Origin of the sequence: Nocardioides sp. CF8 (genome assembly GCF_000389985.1) — a bacterium.
GTDB lineage: Bacteria > Actinomycetota > Actinomycetes > Propionibacteriales > Nocardioidaceae > Nocardioides > Nocardioides allogilvus.
On record NZ_CM001852.1, the window covers coordinates 1187892 to 1208433 of the forward strand.

Here is a 20542-nt window from a genome sequence, read left to right on the forward strand (position 1 = left end):
GCGGCTCGGACCACCGTGGTCCCATGCTTCGCCCCGGCTGCCCGCGGTGCGGCCTCCCGCTGACGGAGACCGACGCGTCGTGGGCGTGTCCGGAGCACGGCCCCACGCCGCCCCTGTGGCGCCCGCAGGAGTCGACGTACGACGCCTTCGTGCGACACCTCGGCGCGGCGGCGGGCTTCCCGACCTACCTGCCCTGGCCGATGGGGCCGGGGTGGCGGGTGACCGACTTCGGGGTCGTCGTGCAGGAGGGTTCCGTGCCGCGCGCGACGATGAGCTGCGTGTCGGGGACGAGCGTGCTGGACGGGCCCGTGGACGTGCTCGTGGTGTCGGAGGAGCCGGGCACCGGCCTCGGGGCCCGCGCAGCGCGCCTGGCCAGTCCCGACCCTCGCGACATCGGCGAGGGACCGCCCGTGGTGAAGGTGCGGCTCGGGCACGGGCCGGTGTCGCTGTGGGCGGTCTCCACGAGCGACGCGGACGAGGAGTTCGACCGCTACGTCATGGTGGGGGAGGCGGCCGGGCGCTGGCTGTGGCTGGTGCTGCGACCGGCCTCGGCGATGCTGCTGATGCGCGACGAGTGGATCCTGCGGGACGTGGCGGAGGTGGGCGCCCCGCTGATCGAGATGCCGTTCGGCGGCCCGCCGCCGGCCTGGTGAGGCCTCGCCGAAGCCCCTCGCACGCTCCGACCCCGTTAGCCTTCGAGGGTGCGCATCGACCTCCACACCCACTCGTCGGTCAGCGACGGGACGGATGATCCGACCACCCTCGTGCGCCACGCGGCCGCGTCGGGACTCGACGTCGTCGCCCTGACCGACCACGACACCGCCGAGGGCTGGTCGGAGGCCGCGGCGGCCGCGGCCGAGGTCGGCATCACCCTGGTCCGCGGCATGGAGATCAGCACGGCCCTGGGACACGCGAGCGTCCACCTGCTCGGCTATCTCCCCGACCCGACCTACCCGCCGCTCGCGACCGCCCTCGACAAGATCCTCGACGGCCGCAACTCCCGGGTGCCCGGGATCTGCGCCAGGCTGCAGGCCCTCGGCTTCGACGTGACTGCCGAGGACGTACGCCGCCGCGCGATCGACGCCGCGGCCACCGGCCGTCCGCACGTGGCGGACGTGATGGTCGCGGCCGGGATGGTCGCGAGCCGCGACGAGGCCTTCGAGCGGTTCCTCAACCCCGGGCGGCCGGCCTACGTCGACCGCTACGCCGTACCCCTGCACGAGGCGATCTCCCTCGTGGCCGCCTCGGGCGGCGTCAGCGTGCTCGCGCACCCGTGGGGGCGTGGCCGCGCAGTGGTGCTGCCGGAGGCGAGGCTCTCCGAGCTGCGTGACGCGGGACTGGTCGGCATCGAGGTCGACCACCAGGACCACCCACCGGCGGCCCGCGACGCGCTGCGCGCGATCGCCCGCAACCTCGACCTCGTCGTCACAGGTTCCAGCGACCACCACGGCACGGGCAAGACCGACCACGACCTCGGCTGCAACACGACGGCGCCCGAGGAATACGCGCGGCTCCTCGACCTGGCGGCGGAGTCGGCTCGCGCCAGCGGCCGTCCGGCGCCGGGCGTGCTCGCCTGACCCCTACTTGCGACCCATCGACTGGAACCGCTGCAGCACCCGGCTGGGTACGGCGCGGGTGAGGGCGACCACGGTCTTGTACTGCGCGCCGGGGATCGAGAAGGCGCGGCCCTTGTCGAAGTCGGCCAGCGCGGTCCGCACCAGGAACTCGACGTCGAGCCACATGAAGTTGTCGCCGCGCTTGACCTCCATGCGCTCGTGGAACTCGGTCTTGGTGAAGCCCGGGCAGAGCGCCATGACGCTCACGCCCTGCGGCTTGTACTCGTGGTGCGCCCACTCGCTGAAGCTGTTCACCCAGGCCTTGGCCGCCGAGTAGGTGCCACGGGGCAGGAACGCCGCCACCGACGACACGTTGATGATGCCGCCGCGGCCGCGCTCGGCCATGGGCCCGAGGGCGGCGTGCGAGAGCCGCAGCACCGAGGTCACGAGCACGTCCAGCATGCCCGCCTCCTGCTCGACGGTGTTGTCGAGGAAGCGCTGCTTGAGCCCGAAGCCGGCGTTGTTGACCAGCAGGTCGATCGGCCGGGAGCGGTCGGCGAGGCGGGCCTCCACCGTCGCGCACTGCGCCGGGTCGACGAGATCAGCGACCAGCACCTCGACCTCGACCCCGTGGGCCGCCCGGAGGTCGTCAGCCACGGCCTCGAGTCGGGCCTCGTTGCGGGCGACCAGCACGAGGCCGTGGCCACGGGCCGCGAGCTGACGGGCGAATTCCAGGCCGATGCCGGCGGTGGCGCCGGTGACGAGTGCGAAAGTCATGGGCACAGCAAACAGGTGTCGTCACGACGTGGGCAACCGGGGTCGGGCATGATGGGGCGCGATGACCACGACACTCGCGATCGCCAACCAGAAGGGCGGCGTCGCCAAGACCACCTCGGTGGCCTCGATCGGTGCTGCCCTCGTCGAGCTCGGCCACTCGGTGCTGCTCGTCGACCTGGACCCGCAGGCCTGCCTGACCTTCTCGCTCGGCATCGACCCGGAGGACCTCGACGTCTCGGTCCACCACGTCCTCACCAAGGGCCTCGACCCGAGTGAGGTCATCATCGCCACCGACGACGGCGTCGACCTGCTGCCGGCCACGATCGAGCTCGCCCGGGCCGAGGCCGACCTGCTCACCCGCACCGGCCGCGAACACGTCATCAAGACCGCGATCGAGGCCTTGGCCGAGGGCGACGTCCACTACGACTGGGTGCTGCTCGACTGCCCGCCCTCCCTGGGCGTGCTGACCGTGGCGGCGCTCACGGCGGCCGACGGTGTCCTGATCCCGTTGCAGTGCGAGACGCTCTCGCACCGCGGGGTCGGCCAGCTGCTCGACACCGTGCACGACGTGCGCCGCTTCACCAACCGCAAGCTCGAGGTCTGGGGAGTGCTGCCGACGCTCTACGACGGTCGCACCAACCACGCCCGCACCGTCCTGGAGACGATCAGCGACACCTACGACCTCGAGGTCGTCGAGCCGCCGATCCCCAAGACGATCAAGTTCGCCGAAGCACCGGCCGCCGGCCGGTCGATCCTCTCGACCAGCCGCAGCAGCAAGGGCGCCCAGGCCTACCGCGAGGTGGCCGCCAACCTCGTCAAGCGTGCCGAGCGGCCCAAGGCATCGCGGGGCACGAAGGCATCGAAGGCCTGACCCATGAGTCGCCACCGGTCCGCTCGTCCGCGCTACGGCCGGATCGTGGTCGCGATGGCGGCAGTGGTCGTCACGGCTCTCTCGGTGCTCGGGGGAGTGGGGGTCATCGCGTCCTCGCCGTCCGCTGCGGGGGGCGAACGTCTCGCGGCTGCGATCGAACCGTCACAGTCCCCGAGCGGGCTCGAAACATCCGCGGCAGCCCCCGCTGAGCCGACGCTGCCCGGGCCCAGCGCTCCAGCACAGGCGCGAGCCGAGATCGACGCCGAGGCACTCCCGGCCGGTTCGGGGCAGGGGCGGCGGGTGGTCTTCAGCGAGGAGGCCCAGCGGGTCTGGCTGGTGCGCAAGGACGGCAGCGTACGGCGCACCTACCTCGTCTCCGGCAGCCTCCTCGACAACCTCGACCCGGGCCGCTACTCCGTCTTCTCGACGTCGCGCTGGGCGGTCGGCATCGACGACTCCGGGGTGATGGAGTACTTCGTCCGTTTCGCCCACGGTGAGAGCGCCGCCATCGGCTTCCACACCATCCCGACCAAGCTCGGCACCGCGCTCCAGAGCCGTGCGCAGCTCGGGACGCCGCAGTCGCACGGCTGCATCCGGCAGGCCAGGGCCGACGCCATCGCACTGTGGAAGTTCGCCCCCGAGGGATCCAGCGTCGTTGTGATCTGAGCCTCTTGTACCACCGGCGACGATTTGGCGACGCGCGGGGGGTCTTGCCAAGGTGTCCGGATGGCACCCACCCCCAAGGCCTTCGCTGCCGCCTGCGCACTCACCGTCAGCCTCGCACTGACGCCCGTCATCGCGACCCCCGTTGCCGGGGCCGAGCCGACCAGCACGGAGACGACGACCGAGGCGCCGGCCGCCCCGGCCAAGCCACGCAACGGCTACGGCCTGCGGTTGACGACCTTCAACATCTTGAGCAGCTCGATCGCCCGTGGTGGCATCGACCGCGCCACCCGCGCCGCGCGCTGGGTGCAGGACCAGGGCGCTGACGCGGCCGCCTTCCAGGAGGTCGCGAAGGACCAGCTGCGCCAGATGCAGTCGGTGATGCCGAAGTACAACTTCTTCCCGCGCCGCGGCCTCGGCACGCGCGGCTCGGCCATCCAGATCGCGTGGAACACCGAGACCGTCAAGCAGCTCGAGACGGGCTACATCATGCGCCCGTTCCTCGGCTGGTCGCGGCCGATCCCCTACGTCCGCCTGCGCGACCGCGAGACCGGACGTGGCTTCTGGGTCATCGCGATCCACAACGCTCCCGGTGGGCAGGAGCACGAGCGCGACGTCTCCACGGCGGCCGAGATCAAGCTGATCAAGAAGCTGCTCTCGCGCGGCGACCGCCCGGTGTTCGTCATCGGTGACGTCAACGAGCGCGAGGAGTTCTGCCAGAAGGTCGCGGCGGCGACCCCGCTGATCTCGATGAACGGCGGCACTGACAAGCGCCCGTGCCCGGTCCCGCGCTTCGGCGGACCCGACTGGATGCTCGGCTCCGGTGCGGAGTTCTCGGACTTCGAGAAGGACTACAACGGCATCAGCGACCACCCCGCGCTGACCGCGCGGGCCTGGGTGCCCTCGAGCAGCTGAGCGGGCACACAAGCACACCAAATCAGCTCCGACCGGGCACAAAGTTCTTCAACTTTGTGCCCGGTCGGCGTTTGTACTGAATGACTTCGTGCCCGCTCAGGGCAGGTGTGGCTGACTCAGGCTTCGCTGGTCGTGGCCGCCGAGGCGGAGCCACCCCCGGAGCGGGTGCGGCGGCGACGGTTGGTGCGGGCGACGACGGGCTGGTCCCCGGTCGCGGCGGGCTCGGTCGCGGTTGCCTGGGTGGTGGCGGCCTGGGTGGTGGCGGCACCGTCCTTGGCCGCAGGGGAACCACTGCGGGTGCGGCTGCGGTTGCGCTCGCGGTTGCGAGCGGGACGCTCGGAGCCCTTGTCGTCGCGGCGGCCCCGGTCTCCGGACCGGTCCTCGCGCGGCTTGCGCTCGACCGGAGCGGCGTCGACGATGCGGCCCTTGGTGCCGGCCGGGATGCCCTGGTCGTGGAAGAGGTGCTCCGAGGTGGAGTAGGTCTCCGTCGGGTCCGGGAACGGCAGGTCGAGCGTCTTGTTGATCATCTTCCAGCGCGCGATGTCCGGCCAGTCGACCAGCGTGATCGCGGTGCCGGAGGCGCCGGCGCGGCCGGTGCGGCCGATGCGGTGCACGTAGGTCTTGTCGTCCTCGGGGCAGGTGTAGTTGACGACGTGGGACACCCCGCGCACGTCGATGCCGCGGGCGGCGACGTCGGTGCACACCAGCACCTTGAGCTTGTCCTCACGGAACTTGGCGAGCGCCTTCTCACGGGCGATCTGCGCCATGTCGCCGTGCAGGGGAGCGGAGGCGAAGCCACGCTCGGCCAGGTCGTCGGCGATGCGCTGGGCCTGGCGCTTGGTGCGGGTGAAGACGATCATCTTCTCCGCGTCGTCGGCCTGGAGCACCCGGCCGATGATCTCCGGCTTGTCGAGGTCGTGGGCGAGGTAGATGAACTGCGCAGTCGCGGGCACGGTCGAGTTCTCGTAGGAGGACTCGGCGCGGATGTTCATCGGGTGGCGCATGTGGGTGCGCGCCAGCGCCACGATCGCGGCCGGCATGGTGGCCGAGAACAGCATCGTCTGCCGGGTCTCGGGGGTGAGGCTCAACAGGCGCTCGACGTCGGGCAGGAAGCCCAGGTCGAGCATCTCGTCGGCCTCGTCCAGCACGAGGGCGTGGACGTGGGAGAGGTCGAGGGCCTTGCGGTTGGCCAGGTCGATCAGGCGACCGGGCGTGCCGACGACGACGTCGACGCCCGACTCGAGGGCGTCGAGCTGGGTGTCGTAGCCCACGCCGCCGTAGACGGTGAGGACGCGCAGGCCGAGGTCCTTGCTGGCGATCGCGAGGTCACTGGAGACCTGGATCGCGAGCTCGCGGGTCGGGGCGACGATCAGGGCCTGCGGCTTGCCCTGCGGCAGGTCGGCGTAGGCCGGGTCGTCCTTGGTGACGCTGCGCTGCAGCACCGGGATGCCGAAGGCGAGCGTCTTGCCGGTGCCCGTGCGGGCCTGGCCGATCAGGTCGGTGCCCATCAGGGCGACCGAGAGGGTCATCTCCTGGATGGCGAAGGGGGTGGTGATGCCGGCGCGCTCAAGGGCGTCGCAGATCTCGGGGAGCACCCCGAGTTCACGGAACGTGGTCACGTCTATGTCGCTTTCTGTTCAATCCTCGTCGTGCGGCGGACTCGGAAGGAGAAAGCCAGCCGCGCACATGCGTCGGGGCCGGTTCAGAGCGTGTTCACAAACGGCTCAAGTCAAAACACGGCCCTCGATGGTGACAGTCTATCGCCTAGGGTTCGGGCATGACTGAATCGTCGGCCCCCACGTCGGCCCAGCCGTCGACCCAGCCCCCGCAGGATCCCGCCTACACAGCGGCCGTGATCGACCTCCTCGGCGCGATCTCCTACGGCGAGCTCAGCGCCTTCGAGCGGCTGGCCGAGGACGCCAAGCTGGCTCCGACGCTGGCGGACAAGGTGGCGATCGGGTCGATGGCGGCCGCCGAGTTCTCCCACCTCGAGCGGCTGCACGTGCGGTTGCGCGAGCTGGGTGGCGACCCCTATGCCGCGATGGCTGCCTTCCAGGTGGGGTTCGACCAGTTCCACGCGCATACCCAGCCCGCCGACTGGTACGAAGGCCTGATCAAGGCCTACGTCGGCGAGGGCATCGCCGCCGACTTCTACCGCGAGATCGCCGCCTACCTCGACCCCGCCACCCGCGACCTGATCGTCGCGTCGCTGGCCGACACCGGGCAGTCCGCCTTCGTGGTCGACCGGGTGCGCGCCGGGATCGCCCAGGACCACCGCCTCGGTGGCCGGCTGGCGCTGTGGGGCCGCCGGTTGATGGGGGAGGCGCTCACCCAGGCCCAGCGGGTCGCGGCTGAGCGCGATGCGCTGACAGCCCTGCTGGCCGGGGGAGTCGACCGTCCCGGGCTCGACCTCGCGGCCCTGGGCCGGATGTTCGCGCGGTTGACCGAGAACCACGCCCAGCGCATGGCCGACCTGGGCCTCGACGCCTGAGACGCACGCAGGGCCCCACACCGTCGGTGTGGGGCCCTGCGTGATGGGTCGTGGTCAGACGGTGCGCTTGCCGCGGCCCGTGACGGCGGCCGCGATGACGACCAGCACGGCTGCGGTCAGGATCTGCCACACGTGGCGCCACCAGTCGATGCCCTTGCTGGTGTCGTACATGTCGCCACCGGGGTTGTTGCCCGCGACGCCGAAGATCGCGAAGTAGATGTAGGAGCCGACGAAGGCGCCCACGATGCCGCAGACGATCGTGAGCCAGACCGGGATGTTGTCGCGGTCACCGGGAGCCACCGCCTTGCCCAAAAAGCCAATAATCGTTCCCACGATCAGCGTGACAATGATGGTTCCGAGCATCTTTGGATTCCTTTCAGGTGCCACGCCGGTATGGCGCGGTCTGGTCGAGCAGTGCCGACGTTCAACCCATCATGAGCCCCGGGGCGGCGTCGATCAATCACCGCCACCCGCGGGGTGTCAGCGGAAGCCGACCGTGCCGTGGCTGCCCGAGCCGATCTCGACGTAGGCGATCTTGCTGGCGGACACCGCGATCCGGCGGCCCCGGGTGTCGGTGAAGGCGAGGATGCCGCCGGAGCCGACGGCTTCGGTCAGCTGGGCCTCGAAGTCCTCGGGGCTGAGCTCGGTCTCCACGACCAGCTCGCGCGGGGCGTGCTGGACGCCGATCTTGACCTCCATGGGTCACTCCTTGTGTCTGTACGTCGATGGGTGGGTGGTGCTTCAGTGGTCTTCGGTCTTGGGGTAGCCCCGGATGCCGCGCCACGCCAGGCCGGACACGAGGGCGGCGGCGTCCGTGAGAGGGATCGCCCCGCTGCTCACGCCCGCCTCGGCCAGCCAGAACCGCGCACTGACCTGAGCCATTCCCACCAGCGACACCGCGAGCAGTCGCGAGGCCTCGTCGGGCAGGCCGGTGTCCTCGTGGATGACGTCGGTGATCATCGCCGCGCACTCGGTGGTGACGCGGTCGACGTGCTCGCGCACGGCGGGCTCGCTGGTCAGGTCGGACTCGAAGACCAGCCGGAAGGCGCCGGTCTCGGCCGAGACGTACTCGAAGAACGCCTGCATGGTCGCCTGCACGCGCAGCTTGTTGTCGGTGGTCGAGGCCAGTGCGACGCGACAGTTGTCGATGATCGTGTCGCACGAGGAGTCGAGCAGCGCGAGGTAGAGGTCGAGCTTGCCGGGGAAGTGCTGGTAGAGCACGGGCTTGGACACGCCGGCACGATCAGCGATGTCGTCCATCGCGGCGGAGTGGTAACCCTGCGCGACGAAGACCTCGAGGGCCGACTCCATCAGCTGGGCGCGACGCTCGCGCCGCGGCATCCGGGCACCGCGGGGACGGGGCTCGCCGGAGTCGAATCGATCAACGCTCACGTGTTGTTTCCTCCCAGGGATTCACTGAAGTCGCAGCCTACTCATAGTGAGCGCAAGGGCCCCGCGGCGACGCGGGGCCCTTGCGTTGTGGAGCTGCACCTCAGGCGCATCGATCAGGGCGTGACCGGCCCCGGGTTGGCGACGTCGACGGTCAGGAAGCCGTCGGTCTCACCGGTCACCGTCGCGGTGACGCCGGCACCGGCGACCTTGACGGAGTTCTGCGGCGCGGCTGCGTCGTAGTAGGCCAGCGGGTCGCTGTCGTCGAACGTCGCCGTGGACGGTACGCCGCCGGCGCACGCCTCCAGGGTCTCGACGGTCGGCGCCTGGCGGGTGCCTCCGGCGACCTCCTTGTGCAGGCAGACCCGGTCGACGGTGTCGACGTCGAACGTCGCGTCGAACGGCTCGCGACGGTTGCTGGGGCTGCTGCCGTCGGGGTAGGTCAGCGAGTTGGGCGAGGCGTCCACGACCATCGCGTAGCCAGCACCGGGGTGCGTGGCGACGTTGTTGTCGGTGTAGGAGTTGTCGACCAGCCAGACCAGCATGCCGTCCTGGACCGGGAAGAACTCGACCCAGTTGGGCTTGGTGACCCCCTGGGAGAACTGGTAGCCACCCTCCTGCAGGGTCGCGTCGAACCCGACGTACTGGCGGTTCTCCAGCAGGTAGTAGCGCGTCGCGTTGGTCGTCTCGGTGCCGGTCGAGATCGTCCAGCCGTCGGCCGTCCAGCCGTTGGCGCCGGACTCGGCGCCGTCGGTGAAGGTCGTGCCGGCCTTGATGGCGATGTCGTCGAGGAACGCGCCGGCCTCGTTGTAGCCGCCGTCGGTCTTGTAGAGGAAGCGGAACTGCGACTCGGCGCCACCGGCCTTGTAGTTGTAGCGCAGGCCGGTCCAGCGACCCCGCGAGGAGCCGTCGAGGGGCTGGCCGATCGTCGTCCAGTTGGCCCCGTTGTCGAGGGAGTACTGGGCGTAGAGGTAGTCGTAGCCGGCTTCGATCTCGTGCCAGGCCTTGGCCGTCACGGTCACCGACGCCGCGGCCGGGACGGTGCGGGTCAGCGAGCTGGACAGGTCGTCACCACGACCCGACCACCAGGCGTGGGTGCCCGCGACCGGGGTCGTGTAGGCGTGGGTGATCGAGGAGTTGGGCAGGTTGACCTTGAGCGCCTGGTCGGCGTCGGCGTAGGTGTGCTGCGAGGGGCCCAGCTTGTAGGTGCCGCTCTCGCCCGCGTCGACCTCGGTGTAGTCGAGCCAGCCGAGGTAGAGCTTCTCCTCAGGACCCATCAGGCCGGGGATCGTGCCGATGCCCTCCTCGCCGGGGGCGGCGTTGGTGCCGTGGCTGAGCCACGAGCCGCTCGACATCAGCGTCCAGAACGACGTGCCGTTCTCGCCGCCCGCGGTGTCGTAGAAGTCGGGCAGGCCGAGGTCGTGGCCGAACTCGTGGGCGAAGACGCCCAGGCCGCCGTTCTCGGGCTCGACGGTGTAGTCGCCGATGAAGTACTTGCTGCCACCGATCTGCGCGCCGCCACCCAGGTTGTTGGTGCCGCCGACCGCGGGGCCGGTGGTGCCGTAGCCCGAGCCGACGTACCAGCGGTGGGACCAGATGGCGTCCGCGTCGGCGCCGGCCTCCTCGCCCTCGCCGGCGTGCACGGCCTGGAAGTGGTCGATGTAGCCGTCGGCCTCGTTGAAGTTGCCGTTGCCGTTGAAGTCGTAGCGGTCCCACACGTCGAACTGCGCGAGGTAGTCGTCGATCTGCGCAGCCGTCTGCCCGGCCGCGAGCTGCGCGGCATACCAGGAGTCGGCGGAGTCGTCGATGAAGGCCCACGAGCCGCCGTCGTCCTCGACCGTGTTGTCGCCGTACGTCGATGCGTTGCCCGGCACCTTGACCCAGTCGGTCACGGTGTTGATCGCGGTGTAGCGACCCGAGGAGAGCTGCGAGTAGTAGTTCTTGAACGACTCGCCGTCGCCGTTGAACATCTCGTCGTAGTGCGCCTTGTCGAAGTCGGGCTGCCAGAACGTCGAGTTGTCGCTCGCCCGGTCGGGCTTCGGGATCTCGTTGTGCAGCGGGCCGGGAGTGGTGCCGAGCCGGCCCGAGCCGGTCGCGCCGAACTCGGAGAGGATGGTGAAGATCTTGTCGGTCTTCTCGACCGGGAACTCGACGTACTCACCGCCGCCGAGCGCGACGGTGGCGCCCTCGGAGCGCTGCTCGAGCTGGGCGGAGCCGTTGGCCAGCATGGCCAGCGCCTTCTCGCGCTTGCGCTGCATCTCCGCGGTGCGTGGGCCGGGACGGTTGTCCTCGCGGTGTGCGGACGCGACCCTGGGGGAGTCGCTGGAGGGGCCGGCCTGGGCCGAGGTGGCGGTGAGGGTGGCCGCCATGGTGGCCGACAGGGCCAGCGTGGTGCCTCCGGCGAGGAGGCGTCTGGTGACGGGCTTCAACGTGTGACCTTCCGGGAAAGTCCGGGAGATCTTGCGGTGGCGGGCGGACTGTGGTCCGACGATTGCCGCGCGAGCCCGCCCGGACGGGAAAATGCGAACCTGCCGACCCTCGCCCATCGGGTCCTGCCTGTAAAGGACCCGGGTCCAGGTTTTACCCGTCCGTGACGCGGCGGTCCGGATGGCGGGACGTGGTCGGGCGTCGTGGGACACGCGGGGAACATGGAGGAGGGCCCGGAGGTTGTGCCGGGACCGCCATTCTTCGAAGGAGTCCGCAGTGTCGTTCCCAGCGCTCGTCGAGCCAGCCGCCGAGCTCAGCATCGATGAGGTCCGCCGCTACAGCCGCCACCTGATCATCCCCGACGTCGGGATGACGGGGCAGAAGCGCCTCAAGAACGCCAAGGTGCTCGTGATCGGCGCCGGCGGCCTCGGCTCGCCCGCCCTGCTCTACCTCGCGGCTGCCGGTGTCGGCACCCTGGGGATCGCCGAGTTCGACACCGTCGACGAGTCCAACCTGCAGCGCCAGGTCATCCACGGCGTCAGCGACATCGACAAGCCCAAGGGCCAGTCGGCCAAGGAGTCGATCACCGAGATCAACCCGTACGTCGAGGTGATCCTGCACCCCGAGCGCCTGGACAACGACAACGTGCTCGAGGTGTTCAAGGGCTACGACCTGATCGTCGACGGCACCGACAACTTCGCCACGCGCTACATGGTCAACGACGCGGCGTACTTCTTGAAGATCCCCTACGTCTGGGGCTCGATCTACCGCTTCGACGGCCAGGCCTCGGTCTTCGCGCCGATGCTGGGCGAGGACCTGCCCTGCTACCGCTGCCTCTACCCCGAGCCGCCGCCGCCGGGCATGGTCCCGAGCTGCGCCGAGGGCGGCGTCCTCGGCGTGCTCTGCGCGAGCATCGGTGCCATCCAGGTCAACGAGGCGATCAAGCTGCTGACCGGCATCGGCGACCCGATCGCGGGCAAGCTGATGATCTACGACGCGCTCGAGATGGAGTACCGCAAGCTCAAGGTGCGCAAGGACCCCAACTGCGTCCTGTGCGGTGAGAACGCGACGGTGTCCGAGCTGATCGACTACGACGCCTTCTGTGGCGCCGTGTCCGACGAGGCCGCCGAGGCTGCTGCCGGCTCGACCATCTCGGTCACCCAGCTCGAGCACATGCTCAAGGAGCGCGAGAACGGCGAGCGTGACTTCGTGCTCGTCGACGTGCGCGAGCCCAACGAGTACGAGATCAACAAGATCCCGGGCTCGGTGCTCATCCCCAAGGGTGAGTTCCTCAACGGCAACGCGCTGAGCCAGCTGCCGAGCGACAAGCAGATCGTCATGCACTGCAAGTCGGGCGTGCGCTCGGCCGAGACGCTCGCGATCGTCAAGGGCGCGGGCTACGCCGACGCGGTGCACGTCGGCGGCGGCGTCGTGGCCTGGGTCAGCCAGATCGACCCGAGCCAGCCGACCTACTGACGCAACCCGAGTGTGCCCGCATGGCCCCAACGGGCCATGCGGGCATAACTCGTTCGGGCCACTCTCGTTCAACCCAGTGAACGCCCGCGGCGCATCCTCAGCCGCGGGAACAACTGGGAGAGGAACCCTGTCGCATGCGACTCAACAAGACCCTGCTCGCTGTCGCCTCCAGTGCGGTGCTCGTCACCGCCGTCGCCACGAGCGCTCCGGCCGTCGCCGCCAAGGGCGGCAAGGGCAAGCCGACTGCTGCTCAGACCTGGGCGCCGGCTGCCACGGCCACGATCACCCCCGGTGTGCAGATGTACACCGACGGTGCCCAGTGCACCGCCAACTTCGTCTACACCGACGGCTCGGGCGCCACCTACGTCGGCTACGCCGCCCACTGCGCCGGTCTCGGTGCCGCGACCGACACCAACGGCTGTGACGCCGGCTCCCTGCCGCTCGGCACTCGGGTGCAGTTCGTGACCGGCGGCTCGCTGCTGACCGAGGGCACCGAGGTCGGCCAGGGCACCTTGGCCTACTCCTCGTGGCTGACCATGCAGAACAAGGACGAGTCCGACGAGAACGCCTGCGCCTACAACGACCTGGCCCTGGTCAAGGTCGACGCCGCGGACGTCGCCAAGGTGAACCCCTCGGTGCCCTTCTGGGGTGGCCCGGTCGGCATCAACACCGCTGGCACCGCCGCCGGTGACGACGTCTACTCCTACGGCAACTCCAGCCTCCGCGGCGGGATCACCGAGCTCTCGCCCAAGCAGGGCACGAGCGTCGGCACCGAGGGCGACGGCTGGTCGCACCCGGTCTACACCGTGAGCCCGGGCGTCCCCGGAGACTCGGGCAGCGCGTTCCTCGACGCCGAGGGCAACGCCCTGGGCACGCTGTCGACGCTCGCGATCGCGCCGCTCGCCGGCTCCAACGGTGTCGGTGACCTCAACCACGAGCTCACCTACGCCCAGCAGAACGGCGGCATCGCCGGCCTGAGCCTGGTGCCGGGCACGGAGCCGTTCAGCCCGCTCTTCTGAGCGAGCGCAACACCTGAGAATTCCGGCGGTGCCGTCTGTGGGGGACGGTGCCGCCGGTCTCATTTGAGCACCCGTCGCCGGGGCTAGGGTGGCGCCATGACTCCGGGGGCGAGGCAGGCATGGCGCGCTGTCGCGGCGACCGCCGGCGCGTGCCTGCTCGTCACCCTGGTCGGGTGGGCCGCCCTGGTCGGCCCGTCGCCCGTGCTCACCGGCCGCGGTCCCGTGATGAGCACCGAGACGACCAGCACGCCCCAGGCTCCTGTCGAGGAGCTCCCCGACCAGGAATTCGGCCCAGCCGAGCAGGACGCGGACGGCATCGCCGCCCGGATCGGGCAGGCCGTCGGGGTCGCCCTCACGGTGGTCGTCGCCGTCGTCATGGTGCTCGTCGTCCTCCTCGTCGGGCGCCGGGTCGTGACGCTTTGGCGGCTGCGTCGTCGCCACGAGCCGCCTCCTTCCGTCGACTTCGAGACCGTCGAGACGGGCGACGCTCAGCAGGTGCGCCGGTCGATGGCCACCGATGAGCGAGAACAGCTGCGGGTGCTGCTCGACGGCGCGCCGCGCAACGCGATCGTCGCGTGCTGGCACCGCTTCGAGCTGCAGGCCGTGGAGGCGGGACTCGTGCGCCACGCCTGGGAGACCTCCTCGGAGCTCGCCCTGCGGCTGCTCGAGCGCGCGGAGGTCGATCCCGTCGCGGTGACCCGGCTGCTCGAGCTCTACCGCGAGGCCCGCTTCTCCGAGCACGACCTGGGCGAGGACGCCCGGGAGGCGGCCGTGGCTGCTTTGCGCCGGATCCAGTCGGGGGTCGTCGACCGGTGATGCGCAGATGGCTGCCGCGGCTCGGCGCGCTCGCCCTGGTGGTCGCGGGCGGCGAGCTCGCCCTCAGCCTGATCGACTCCGACCCCCAGCTGCTCGAGTGGGCGCTGACCGCCACCGTCGTCGTGGTCCTGCTCTGGCTCGCCTCGGACGTCTTCGGGGTGGCCGACGCGCGCTGGGGCAAGCCGCTGGCGCCGTACACACGACCGGATGCCGCCGATGACAGCGTCCATCACCGCGTGCTGACCAACCACCTCGCCGCCCGCGAGCCCTCGCCGGCATTGGCCGAGCGGCTCCTCGACCTCGCCCGCCGCCGCGACCCGGACCTCACCGATCCCGTGCTGCGCTCCCTCGCGGACCAGCCGACGCGACGTCTCACCCCCACCGACATCGACCGCATCCTGACCCGCATCGAGGAGCCACGTGACCACGAGTGAAGCCACCCTGACCGCAGCCGAAGCCACCGCCGTCGCGCAGGGAGTGCTGGCGCAGGTCGGGCGTGCCGTCGTCGGCAAGCAGCAGCCCCTGAGCCTGGTGCTGGCGGCGATCCTGGCGAAGGGACACGTGCTGATCGAGGACTTCCCGGGGCTCGGCAAGACGCTGGCGGCGCGCACCTTCGCCCAGGCCCTCGGGCTCGACTTCTCGCGCGCGCAGTTCACCCCCGACCTGCTGCCGGCCGACCTGACCGGCTCCTACATCTACGACCAGCGGGTGGGCGAGTTCTCCTTCCGCCGCGGACCGCTGTTCGCCGGCCTGCTGCTCGCCGACGAGATCAACCGGACGCCGCCCAAGACGCAGGCCGCACTGCTCGAGGCCATGCAGGAGGGCCAGGTCACCGTCGAGGGCGAGACGCACCTGCTGCCGAAGCCCTTCCACGTGCTGGCGACCGCCAACCCGGTGGAGTACGAAGGCACCTACCCGCTGCCGGAGGCGCAGCTCGACCGCTTCCTGCTGCGGGTCGCCTTCGGCTACCCGACGGCGGACGAGGAGTACGACGTCGTCGCGCGTCGCCTCGAGCGGCAGCGCGAGGAGGTGTCGGTCGAGGCCGTCACCGACGCCGCCGGCCTGCGCGCGGTGCAGGCAGCCGTCGAGCGGGTCCAGGTCGACCAGAGCGTGGGGCGCTACTGCGTCGCCCTCGCCGAGGCGACCCGTGCCCACCCCGACGTGCTCATCGGCGCCTCCCCGCGCGGCAGCCTCGGCCTCGTCCTGGCCGCGCGCGGGTGGGCCCTGATCCGGGGGCGTGACTACGTCATCCCCGAGGACGTCAAGGCCGTCGCCGGCTCCGTGCTGGCGCACCGGATCACCGTGAAGCCCGAGCTCTGGATGACCCAGGCCTCGGGGTCGCGCGTCGTCGAGGCGGTGCTGTCGAGCGTGCCGGCGCCCGGAGCGCTGGAGCGCCGGTGACTCCCGCATGAGCAGCACCTGGGTGCCTACTCCGGCGCTCGGCCGAGCGACGCTGGTGGCGGCAGCAGGGCTCGTCGGCGCCGCGCTCGCAGGCTCCCCGGTGCTCCTGGTGCTGGCCGCGCCGTTCCTGGTGCCGGCCCTGCTCGGACTGCTCGGTCGGCCGACCTCCGATCCCCGCCTCGCCTTGGAGCTGGGCGGGATCCGGCTGCACGAGGGACAGGGCACCACCGCGACCCTGCAGGTCACGGGGACCGACCGGGTCGAGCAGGTCACCCGCGTCCTTCCGAGGGTGGCCCACGTGGCCACCAGACCGGCGTCGGGTGCGGTGAGCGTCCTCGCGGGGGCCGACGCCAGCGTGGTCGCGCTCGGGCCGCGCCGCTGGGGACGGCCGACCGTCGGGGACGAGCAGGTCGCGCTCACCAGCGCCTGGGCCGGCTACCGCCACGGCCCGGTCCGGCTGTCGCCACAGGTGCTGACGGTGTGGCCACAGGCTGCGCCGTACGACTCGACAGCGGAGGCGCCGCAGCCGGACGGACTCGTCGGCGCGCACCGATCGAGGAGGGTCGGCAGCGGCACCGAGTTCGCCGGGATCCGATCGTTCGCTCCCGGCGACCGGTTGCGCCGGATCAGCTGGCCGGTGTCACTGCGCACCCGTGAGCTGCAGGTGGTCACGACCCGGGCCGAGCAGGACACGTCGGTGCTCATCGTGGTCGATGCCCTGCGTGACATCGGCATCTCGGGCGGCATCGACGGCCGCGCCAGCAGCCTCGACCTGACGGTGCGCGCGGCCTCGGCGCTGGCGGACCACCACGTCCGGCGCGGTGACCGCGTCGGCATGCGGGTGGTCGGGCCCGGCGATGCGCGGGTGCCCTTCGGCAGCGGGCCGCGCCACCTGCACCGCATCACCGGCACCCTCACGCGGGTCGTGGCGGAGACCGCGTCGGTGCCCGACCAGACGCTGGAGCTGGGTGTCACCGGCGGCAGCGTGGTCTACGTGCTGTCCACCATGCTGCACGCCCCGATCGTCAACGCCGCCGCGCTGCTCTCGGCCCGAGGTGTCCCGGTCGTGGTCATCGACACCCTCGGCGAGCGCTCGCTCGACGAGCTGGGCGGGCGCGTCTCGCCGGCGGGACTCGCCTGGCGGATGCGCATGCTGGAGCGGTCCGCGCTGCTCCAGCAGCTGGCCGCCCTCGGCTGCCCGATCGTGCCGTGGCGCGGACGGGGGACCGTCGACGAGGTGCTGCGCCAGCAGAGCCGGCGCGGCCAGGTGCCACAGGTGCGGGTCCGATGACGTCCTGGCGCTCCTGGAGCCGCAGCCAGGTGGCCTGCCGCATCCTGCTGGCCGTCCTGCCGTCGGTCGCGTTCCTCGTCGCGCCGGTGCAGCCGCCGGTCCTGCTCGTGCTGCTGGTCGTGGGGGCGTCGTGCGCCTGGGCCGTCCTCCCTGAGCTGCCCGTCGGGCCGCTCGTGCTGCTGACGGTGATGGGGTGGTGGGCGCTCAAGGTGCCCGATCCGGTGCGGCCGGGCGTCCTCCTGGTCGCCCTGGCGCTGACCGGCGCCCACGTCGCCGGGCTGCTGGCGGCGTACGGGCCCGTGCGCGCAGCGCTGGACCGGCGGCTCGTGACGATGTGGGTACGCCGCGGGCTGCTCGCCTACGTGCCGGCCCCGGTCGCCTATGCCGTCGTCGTGGGACACGGCGAGGGCGTGCAGCCGCTGATGTGGCCGCTCGCCGTCGGGGTGCTGGCGGTGCTGGGGCTCGTCGTCGGCATGCAGTTCAGGGAGCCGTCCGACGCCGAGACGTCCTAGGTGACAATGGCGAGCATGTTCTTCGCCGCGGTCCACACGGTCGTCCCACCGATCGCCCGCGCGATCTGGCGTCCGACCATCACCGGCCTCGAGCACGTGCCCCGCTCGGGCGCCGTGATCCTGGCCAGCAACCACCTGAGCTTCATCGACAGCACGATGATCCCGATCGTGGTGCCGCGCAAGGTGGTGTTCCTGGCGAAGTCCGACTACTTCACCGGCCCGGGCATCAAGGGCGCGCTCGTGCGGGCCTGGTTCGAGGGCATGGGCATGCTGCCGGTGGACCGCGACGACAGCAAGGCGGCCATCGCCAGCCTGGACACGGCACTCGAGGTGCTCGGGCGTGGCGAGGCGTTCGGCATCTATCCCGAGGGCACCCGCTCCCGCGACGGGCGCCTCTACCGCGGACGCACCGGTGTCGCGCACCTCGCGCTGAGCGCGGGGGTGCCGGTCGTGCCGGTCGGCCTGACGGGCACCCAAGACGTGCAGCCCGTCGATGCCTCCCTGCCGCGGATCGCGCCGGTGAGCGTTGCGTTCGGGCCGCCGATCTCGCCCGCGGGGTACGGCGACCTGCCGCTGGGCAAGGCCCGCCGCCTGCTCACCGACGAGATCATGACCGCGATCGCCGGGCTGAGCGGGCAGGAAGAGGCCGGGACCTACAACGACCGCGGCGCCGAGGCGTGAGGCACTGAGGCCAGTGTCGGTGGCGTCTGTTTGAGTGCAGCCATGGCCGCGACCCCCACCCCGAGCACGCGCTATCGCCTCGTCCGGGCGACGGCGTCGGTCGTGGCACCGCCGACCCTCGACGAGCACCAGCAGGCGGTCGTCGACCACGCCGGGGGGCCGCTGCTCGTGCTGGCCGGTCCCGGCACCGGCAAGACGACCACGATGGTCGAGGCGATCGCGGAGCTGATCGAGCAGCGCGGCGTGCACCCCGACCAGGTCCTGGCCCTGACCTTCTCCCGCAAGGCGGCCGAGCAGCTGCGCGACCGGGTGATCGCCCGCGTCGGGCGCACCACCTCGGCGGCGACCTGCTCGACGTTCCACTCCTTCGCCTATGCGCTGATCCGGACCTACAGCCCGGCCGACCTCTACGACGCGCCCCTGCGGCTGCTGTCGGCGCCCGAGGCCGATGTCGTGCTCCGCGAGCTGCTGAGCGACAACCCCGAGGCCATCACCTGGCCCGAGTCCCTCACGAGCGCCCTCGGCACCCGCGGCTTCACCCGGGAGGTGCACGCCGTGCTCTCGCGCGCCCGGGAGAAGGGGCTGGACCCGGACGGGCTGGCGGCGCTGGGCGCGGCCAACGGTCTCCCGGAGTTCGTCGCGGCCGGCCACTTCCTCGAGCAATACCTGACGATCCTCGACAACCTCGGTGCGACCGACTACCCCGACCTGATCCGCCGCGCGGTCATCACCGCCGAGGCCCATCGCGACGAGCTGCGGGCGCGGTTCAGCCACGTGTTCGTCGACGAATACCAGGACACCGACCCCGGACAGGTCGCGCTGCTGCGTGCGCTGGCCGGGGACGGGCGCAACCTCACGGTGGTCGGTGATCCCCACCAGTCGATCTACGGCTTCCGTGGTGCCGACGTGCGCGGCATCCTCGACTTCCCCGGCCAGTTCCCGACGGCGGCGGGGGAGCGGGCCCCGGTCCTGGTCCTGCGGCGCACGCGCCGGTTCGGGCCGCGCCTGCTGCTCGCGGCCGGCCGGATCGCGGCGAGGCTGCCGCTGACCGGCAGCATCGGTCCTGAGGCGCGCGAGGCGTTCCTGACCCCGGAGGCCGTGCCCGGGCCCCACGGCGACGGCCGGGTCGAGGTGCACACCTTCGACACCGACCGCGCCGAGTCCGAGCACCTCGCCGACCTGCTGCGCCGCGCTCACCTCGAGGACGGCATCGACTGGTCGCAGATGGCCGTCCTCGTCCGGTCCGGCCAGGCCTCCATCCCGCCGTTGCGCCGCGCCCTCGCCGCCGCCGGGGTGCCGGTCGAGGTCGCCTCCGACGACGTGCCGCTCGTGCGTGACCCGGCCGTGCTCCCGCTGCTCGACGGGCTCCGCGCGGTGGTCAACCTCGACAACACCGACCCCGACTCGCCCGACTTCCTCGACCCGGGACGCATCGAGTCCCTGTTGCTCTCCCCGCTCGGCGGGCTCGACGCGGGTGACCTGCGCGCGCTCGTGCGCCGCCTGCGTGCGCGCGACAAGGCCGGTGACGCGCCGCGCACGAGCCGCGAGCTGTTGCGGCTCGCGGTCGTCGCCGACGACTTCCTGTCCGGCCTCGACGGCCCGGAGGTCGAGCGCTGCCGTGCCCTGGCCGCCCTGCTGCGCTCGGGTTCGGCGCTGCTCGAGCAGCGCGCCGGCGTCGAGGACGTGCTCTGGCACCTCTGGTCGGGCACCGGCTGGCCGGAGCGGCTGCGCCGCCAGGTCGACCAGGGCGGTGCCGGCGCCCGCCGCGCCCACAAGGACCTCGACTCGATCTGCGCGCTCTTCGAGGTGGCGGCCCGCGCGGTCGAGCACCGCGACCACGTCGGCGTCGGAGCCTTCTTCGCCAACCTCATCGCCCAGCAGATCCCCGGCGACACGCTCGCCGAGCGCGGGGTGCGTGGCTCGGCGGTGCGGCTGCTGACAGCCCACCGGTCCAAGGGCCTCGAGTGGGAGCTCGTCGTCGTCGCCCACGTGCAGCAGGAGGGCTGGCCCGACCTGCGTCGTCGCTCCAGCCTGCTGGGTGCCGACCGCATCGGCCTCGACCCGTCGGGTGCGCCCGACCTTGTGCCTCCCGTCACCGCCCGGGCCCTGCTGATGGAGGAGCGCCGCCTCTTCTACGTCGCCTGCACCCGCGCCCGCAAGCGCCTGGTCGTCACGGCCGTGCGGTCGACCGATGACGAGGGCGAGCAGCCCTCACGCTTCCTGGCCGAGCTCGAGATCAGTCCGGTCCACCGCGACG

General features: G+C 71.4%; 21 protein-coding genes. 15 read left to right on the forward strand and 6 right to left on the reverse strand.

All coding sequences use genetic code 11. The annotated features are described in order from the left end of the window. Positions 1-23: 23 nt before the first annotated feature. Together CF8_RS05840 and CF8_RS05845 are read left to right on the forward strand one after the other, a co-directional pair. Positions 24-653: a DUF6758 family protein gene (locus CF8_RS05840; RefSeq protein WP_010832209.1), complete on the forward strand. Its 630-nt coding sequence runs from the start codon at positions 24-26 to the stop codon at positions 651-653. Between the two features lie 48 nt (positions 654-701). Beyond that, positions 702-1577 (forward strand): PHP domain-containing protein, encoded by an 876-nt coding sequence (locus CF8_RS05845; RefSeq protein ID WP_010832210.1) that lies wholly within the window; start codon positions 702-704, stop codon positions 1575-1577. Between the two features lie 3 nt (positions 1578-1580). Here CF8_RS05845 and CF8_RS05850 read toward each other — a convergent pair whose 3' ends face one another. After that, positions 1581-2333, reverse strand: coding sequence for an SDR family NAD(P)-dependent oxidoreductase (locus CF8_RS05850; RefSeq protein WP_010832211.1), 753 nt, complete (start codon positions 2331-2333; stop codon positions 1581-1583). A gap of 61 nt (positions 2334-2394) precedes the next feature. Between CF8_RS05850 and CF8_RS05855 the strand changes: the two genes are divergently transcribed. The 3 genes from CF8_RS05855 to CF8_RS05865 are packed head-to-tail and all read left to right on the forward strand — an operon-like array spanning position 2395 to position 4782. Then, entirely contained in the window at positions 2395-3204 is an 810-nt protein-coding gene (locus tag CF8_RS05855; protein ID WP_010832212.1) for a ParA family protein, read from the forward strand. Between the two features lie 3 nt (positions 3205-3207). Continuing rightward, complete coding sequence (locus CF8_RS20740; RefSeq protein WP_010832213.1) at positions 3208-3870, forward strand: L,D-transpeptidase; 663 nt, start codon at positions 3208-3210, stop codon at positions 3868-3870. A gap of 60 nt (positions 3871-3930) precedes the next feature. Beyond that, positions 3931-4782, forward strand: a complete 852-nt coding sequence (locus tag CF8_RS05865) for an endonuclease/exonuclease/phosphatase family protein (protein ID WP_010832214.1) — start codon at positions 3931-3933, stop codon at positions 4780-4782. 116 nt (positions 4783-4898) lie between these two features. Here CF8_RS05865 and CF8_RS05870 read toward each other — a convergent pair whose 3' ends face one another. Further along, complete coding sequence (locus tag CF8_RS05870; RefSeq protein ID WP_010832215.1) at positions 4899-6401, reverse strand: DEAD/DEAH box helicase; 1503 nt, start codon at positions 6399-6401, stop codon at positions 4899-4901. Between the two features lie 158 nt (positions 6402-6559). Here CF8_RS05870 and CF8_RS05875 point away from each other — a divergent pair, with 158 nt between their 5' ends. Continuing rightward, positions 6560-7273 carry a ferritin-like fold-containing protein gene (locus CF8_RS05875; RefSeq protein ID WP_036490367.1) on the forward strand — a complete coding sequence of 238 codons (714 nt, stop codon included), beginning with the start codon at positions 6560-6562 and terminating at the stop codon, positions 7271-7273. 54 nt (positions 7274-7327) lie between these two features. Here CF8_RS05875 and CF8_RS05880 read toward each other — a convergent pair whose 3' ends face one another. From CF8_RS05880 to CF8_RS05895, 4 genes are all read right to left on the reverse strand, one after another. After that, a complete protein-coding gene (locus CF8_RS05880; protein WP_036490369.1) occupies positions 7328-7636 on the reverse strand; it encodes a GlsB/YeaQ/YmgE family stress response membrane protein in 309 nt (102 codons plus the stop codon). A 117-nt stretch (positions 7637-7753) separates the two neighbouring features. Further along, positions 7754-7972, reverse strand: coding sequence for a DUF3107 domain-containing protein (locus CF8_RS05885; RefSeq protein WP_036490372.1), 219 nt, complete (start codon positions 7970-7972; stop codon positions 7754-7756). A gap of 42 nt (positions 7973-8014) precedes the next feature. Then, entirely contained in the window at positions 8015-8614 is a 600-nt protein-coding gene (locus tag CF8_RS05890; RefSeq protein WP_051204393.1) for a TetR/AcrR family transcriptional regulator, read from the reverse strand. Positions 8615-8778: 164 nt separating this feature from the next. Then, entirely contained in the window at positions 8779-11091 is a 2313-nt protein-coding gene (locus CF8_RS05895) for an immune inhibitor A domain-containing protein (RefSeq protein ID WP_010832219.1), read from the reverse strand. A gap of 274 nt (positions 11092-11365) precedes the next feature. On the opposite strand from CF8_RS05895, the gene moeZ reads away from it, so the two are divergent. From moeZ to CF8_RS05940, 9 genes are all read left to right on the forward strand, one after another. Further along, a complete protein-coding gene (gene moeZ, locus CF8_RS05900) occupies positions 11366-12565 on the forward strand; it encodes an adenylyltransferase/sulfurtransferase MoeZ (protein ID WP_010832220.1) in 1200 nt (399 codons plus the stop codon). A gap of 134 nt (positions 12566-12699) precedes the next feature. After that, entirely contained in the window at positions 12700-13584 is an 885-nt protein-coding gene (locus CF8_RS05905) for a hypothetical protein (RefSeq protein WP_010832221.1), read from the forward strand. A gap of 96 nt (positions 13585-13680) precedes the next feature. Next, complete coding sequence (locus CF8_RS20745; RefSeq protein WP_010832222.1) at positions 13681-14400, forward strand: DUF4129 domain-containing protein; 720 nt, start codon at positions 13681-13683, stop codon at positions 14398-14400. Then, positions 14400-14834, forward strand: a complete 435-nt coding sequence (locus CF8_RS05915) for a hypothetical protein (RefSeq protein WP_010832223.1) — start codon at positions 14400-14402, stop codon at positions 14832-14834. The genes CF8_RS20745 and CF8_RS05915 overlap by 1 nt, the downstream gene beginning before the upstream one ends. After that, positions 14821-15801, forward strand: a complete 981-nt coding sequence (locus CF8_RS05920) for an AAA family ATPase (protein WP_010832224.1) — start codon at positions 14821-14823, stop codon at positions 15799-15801. The genes CF8_RS05915 and CF8_RS05920 overlap by 14 nt, the downstream gene beginning before the upstream one ends. A gap of 7 nt (positions 15802-15808) precedes the next feature. Continuing rightward, entirely contained in the window at positions 15809-17092 is a 1284-nt protein-coding gene (locus tag CF8_RS05925) for a DUF58 domain-containing protein (protein ID WP_010832225.1), read from the forward strand. After that, entirely contained in the window at positions 17089-17604 is a 516-nt protein-coding gene (locus CF8_RS05930; RefSeq protein WP_010832226.1) for a hypothetical protein, read from the forward strand. The genes CF8_RS05925 and CF8_RS05930 overlap by 4 nt, the downstream gene beginning before the upstream one ends. 15 nt (positions 17605-17619) lie before the next feature. After that, complete coding sequence (locus tag CF8_RS05935) at positions 17620-18285, forward strand: lysophospholipid acyltransferase family protein (protein ID WP_036492320.1); 666 nt, start codon at positions 17620-17622, stop codon at positions 18283-18285. A 42-nt stretch (positions 18286-18327) separates the two neighbouring features. Next, on the forward strand, positions 18328-20542 hold a 2215-nt coding region (locus tag CF8_RS05940; RefSeq protein WP_036490376.1), incomplete at its 3' end, for an ATP-dependent helicase.

Coding starts and splice junctions, on each gene's coding strand:
- CF8_RS05840 (WP_010832209.1), top strand. CDS start 24: ATGCTTCGCCCCGGCTGCCCGCGGTGCGGCCTCCCGCTGACGGAGACC.
- CF8_RS05850 (WP_010832211.1), bottom strand. CDS start 2,333: ATGACTTTCGCACTCGTCACCGGCGCCACCGCCGGCATCGGCCTGGAA.
- CF8_RS05855 (WP_010832212.1), top strand. CDS start 2,395: ATGACCACGACACTCGCGATCGCCAACCAGAAGGGCGGCGTCGCCAAG.
- CF8_RS20740 (WP_010832213.1), top strand. CDS start 3,208: ATGAGTCGCCACCGGTCCGCTCGTCCGCGCTACGGCCGGATCGTGGTC.
- CF8_RS05865 (WP_010832214.1), top strand. CDS start 3,931: ATGGCACCCACCCCCAAGGCCTTCGCTGCCGCCTGCGCACTCACCGTC.
- CF8_RS05875 (WP_036490367.1), top strand. CDS start 6,560: ATGACTGAATCGTCGGCCCCCACGTCGGCCCAGCCGTCGACCCAGCCC.
- CF8_RS05880 (WP_036490369.1), bottom strand. CDS start 7,636: ATGCTCGGAACCATCATTGTCACGCTGATCGTGGGAACGATTATTGGC.
- CF8_RS05885 (WP_036490372.1), bottom strand. CDS start 7,972: ATGGAGGTCAAGATCGGCGTCCAGCACGCCCCGCGCGAGCTGGTCGTG.
- CF8_RS05890 (WP_051204393.1), bottom strand. CDS start 8,614: ATGCCGCGGCGCGAGCGTCGCGCCCAGCTGATGGAGTCGGCCCTCGAG.
- CF8_RS05905 (WP_010832221.1), top strand. CDS start 12,700: ATGCGACTCAACAAGACCCTGCTCGCTGTCGCCTCCAGTGCGGTGCTC.
- CF8_RS20745 (WP_010832222.1), top strand. CDS start 13,681: ATGACTCCGGGGGCGAGGCAGGCATGGCGCGCTGTCGCGGCGACCGCC.
- CF8_RS05915 (WP_010832223.1), top strand. CDS start 14,400: ATGCGCAGATGGCTGCCGCGGCTCGGCGCGCTCGCCCTGGTGGTCGCG.
- CF8_RS05925 (WP_010832225.1), top strand. CDS start 15,809: ATGAGCAGCACCTGGGTGCCTACTCCGGCGCTCGGCCGAGCGACGCTG.
- CF8_RS05930 (WP_010832226.1), top strand. CDS start 17,089: ATGACGTCCTGGCGCTCCTGGAGCCGCAGCCAGGTGGCCTGCCGCATC.
- CF8_RS05935 (WP_036492320.1), top strand. CDS start 17,620: ATGTTCTTCGCCGCGGTCCACACGGTCGTCCCACCGATCGCCCGCGCG.